The sequence below is a fragment of the Paenibacillus aurantiacus genome, assembly GCF_042431225.1.
GTDB lineage: Bacteria > Bacillota > Bacilli > Paenibacillales > Paenibacillaceae > Paenibacillus_Z > Paenibacillus_Z aurantiacus.
Genome location: NZ_JBHMDO010000011.1, coordinates 1 through 3,071 on the forward strand (window position 1 = coordinate 1; position 3,071 = coordinate 3,071).

Below are 3,071 nucleotides of genomic sequence, written 5' to 3' on the forward strand. Positions count from 1 at the left end.
GAACGCCTTCTTGGATGCGGTCGAAGGCCGGCCGGAGCAGGTCATGCGGATCGCGAGCCTAGCGCAGACGTTCGCGAGCGGCGAAGCGCTGACGGCGAAGCAGGCCGGGCGGTTCCGCCGGCTGCTGCACGAGCCGAACGGAACGCGTCTGATCAACCTGTACGGACCGACCGAGGCGACGGTGGACGTGACGCATTTCGATTGCACGGCATACGAGATGCTGGACACGGTGCCGATCGGCGCGCCGATCGCTAACACGCGGCTGTACGTGGTCGGAGCGGGAGATCGGCTGCAGCCGATCGGCCTGGCCGGAGAGCTGTGCATTGCCGGGGACGGCTTGGCGCGGGGATACGTGAACCGGCCGGAGCTGACGAGCGAGAAGTTCGCCCCGAATCCGTTCGAGCCGGGGGAGCGGATGTACCGGACGGGCGACTTGGCCAGGTGGACGGAGAGTGGGCAGCTAGAGTATCTGGGCAGGTTCGACCACCAGCTGAAAATCCGGGGCAACCGGATCGAACCCGGGGAGATTGAAGCGGCGCTGCTGAAGCACGAAGCGGTGACGGAAGCGATCGTGACCGGAGTAAGCGATGCTGCCGGGATGGAGGCGCTGTGCGCATATTACGTCGCTTCGGCGGAAGCCACGGCGGCAGAGCTGCGGGATTGGATTAGCGGAAGCTTGCCTTCGTATATGCTTCCGACGTATTTCGTGCGGCTGACGTCGATGCCGCTGACCGCAAGCGGGAAGGCAGACCGCAAAGCGCTGCCGAAGCCGCAGGACGGCGCGATGGAACGCGCGGCGTACGAAGCGCCGGTCGGGCAGCTGGAAGCGGAGCTTGCGGAGCTGTGGCGGGAGCTGCTCGGCGCCGAGCGGATCGGGCGTCACGATCATTTCTTCGAGATTGGCGGTCATTCCTTGACGGCGAATCAATTGACGGCGCGGATCCACCGGGCGTTCGGCGTTACGCTTCCGCTTGGCGATGTCTTCCGTTCGCCGACGCTGGCGGCTCTGGCGGCTAGGGTGGCTGCAGCATCGCGTAACGTCATGGCCGCAATCGAGCCGGCACCTGCGCGTGAGCGCGATCCGTTGTCTCCGGCGCAGAGCCGCATGTTCGTCCTGAACAAGCTGGAAGAGGGCGGATTAGCTTACAATCTGCCGGCTGCCTTCGAGCTTCGCGGCGAATTGGAGCCTCGTCGTCTCGAAGAAGCGTTCCGGGCGCTCATCGCGCGGCACGACGCGCTGCGGACTTCGTTCGCGATGACTGACGAGGGGCCGGCGCAAACGATTCATGCAGAAGCGCCGTTCGGTTTGCCGTTCGAACAGTCTGCTGGACGGTGGCTGGGTGCGGAGGAGGAGGCGATCGAAGCGCTGTTCCGAACGTTCGTCCAACCGTTCGATCTGGCGAGCGCGCCATTGATGAGGGCGAAGCTGATTCGCTTGGCGGCCGACCGGCACGTGCTATTCTTCGATATGCATCATATTGTCGGAGACGGTGTATCGGCTGCCATACTTCATGATGAGCTGCTTGCTTTGTATGAAGGCTCGACGCTGCCGGATCAAAAGCTGAGGTATCGCGATTATGCGTACTGGCGGCTTCTGACAGTGGACAGCGAAGCTTCCCGTAAGCAGGAAGCGTATTGGCGCCGCCAAATGTCCGGCGAACTGCCGATGCTGGATATGCCGCTCGATTACGCGCGCCCGACGATTCGAAGCTCGGCCGGCGGCCGCATTGGGTTCGAACTGCCCGCGCGACTGACGACTAGCGTGAAGCGGATGGCCGTCGCAGTCGAGGCGACCCCGTTCATGGTGCTGCTCGCAGCCTTCCAAGCGCTGCTGGCTAGATATGCGGGTCAAGATGAGATCATAGTCGGGACGCCGACGGCAGGGCGAGCCGACGCCGAGCTGGAGCGGATCGTGGGCATGTTCGGCAATACGCTGGCGCTGCGCGGTCGGCCGGAAGCGAGCAAACCGTTCGACGTGTTCTTGGCGGAAGTGAGGGAGATGGCCATTCAGGCGTTCGAGCATGCGGATTATCCGTTCGAAGCGCTCGTTGAATCGTTGGCCGTCAGAAGGGAAACCGGCCGCAATCCGCTGTTCGACGCCATGTTCGCGATGCAGAATATGCGGCGGGCGGAGAAGAAGATCGAGGGCGTCGAGTTTAGCATGCTGGATGTCCATCCGGGGGTCGCGAAATTCGATCTGCTGCTCGAAATCGCCGAAGCGGGCGATGGATATCGCTGCGGATTGGAATACAGTTCGCAGCTGTTCAAGGCGGAGACGATGCGCAAGCTGGCGGAGCGGTTCGTCCTGCTGCTGGAAGCGGTCGTCGCGGAGCCCGGCGTTCGTATCGGCTCGATAGACTTGCTCACCGAAGATGAGCGCATGAAGCTGATGACTACGTTCAATGTAACTGCGATGCCATATCGGTCGGACAGAATGCTGCATGAGCTGGTGGAAGAGCAAGCCGATCGGATTCCAGAACGGGTGGCGCTGACGTTCGGCGACGTCTCGCTAACACACGGGGAGCTGAACGGGCGGGCGAATCGTCTGGCGCGGCAGCTCCGCCGCAAGGGTGTCGGCGCGGAGATGATCGTGGCCGTGGCGATGGAGCGTTCGGCGGAGATGATGATTGGGCTGCTGGCGGTATTGAAAGCGGGCTGCGCGTATATGCCGCTGCCGCCAGAGCTGCCGCCGCAGCGGATGGCTTACATGTTGGCGGACAGCGGAGCGCGGCTCGTGCTGACGCAAGGCGGGCTCGCGGGCAAGATGACGGAAGCGCTGGCGGGGACGGGAGCGGAGCTGCTTGTCGTGCAGGCCGGCGACGGGATTCGTACGGAGTCTGCCGCCAATGCGGAGGCGGACGAAGCGGGGAACCTGACCCGTGAAGGAACGCCGCGAAGCGCGGCGTACGTCATCTACACGTCCGGCTCGACGGGTATGCCCAAAGGCGTGCTGGTGGAGCACCGGTCGGTGGTCAACCGGCTGAGCTGGATGCAGAATGCCTACCCGCTGAGCGAGCGCGACGTGATTTTGCAGAAGACGCCTTACAGCTTCGACGTCTCCGTATGGGAGC

1 protein-coding gene is annotated in these 3,071 nt (G+C 63.6%); it reads left to right on the forward strand.

Annotation, left to right across the window (positions count from 1 at the left end; translation table 11 throughout):
• Nucleotides 1-3,071, forward strand: a 3,071-nt coding sequence (locus ACFFSY_RS06400; protein ID WP_377491620.1) for a condensation domain-containing protein, incomplete at both ends; no start/stop codon positions are given.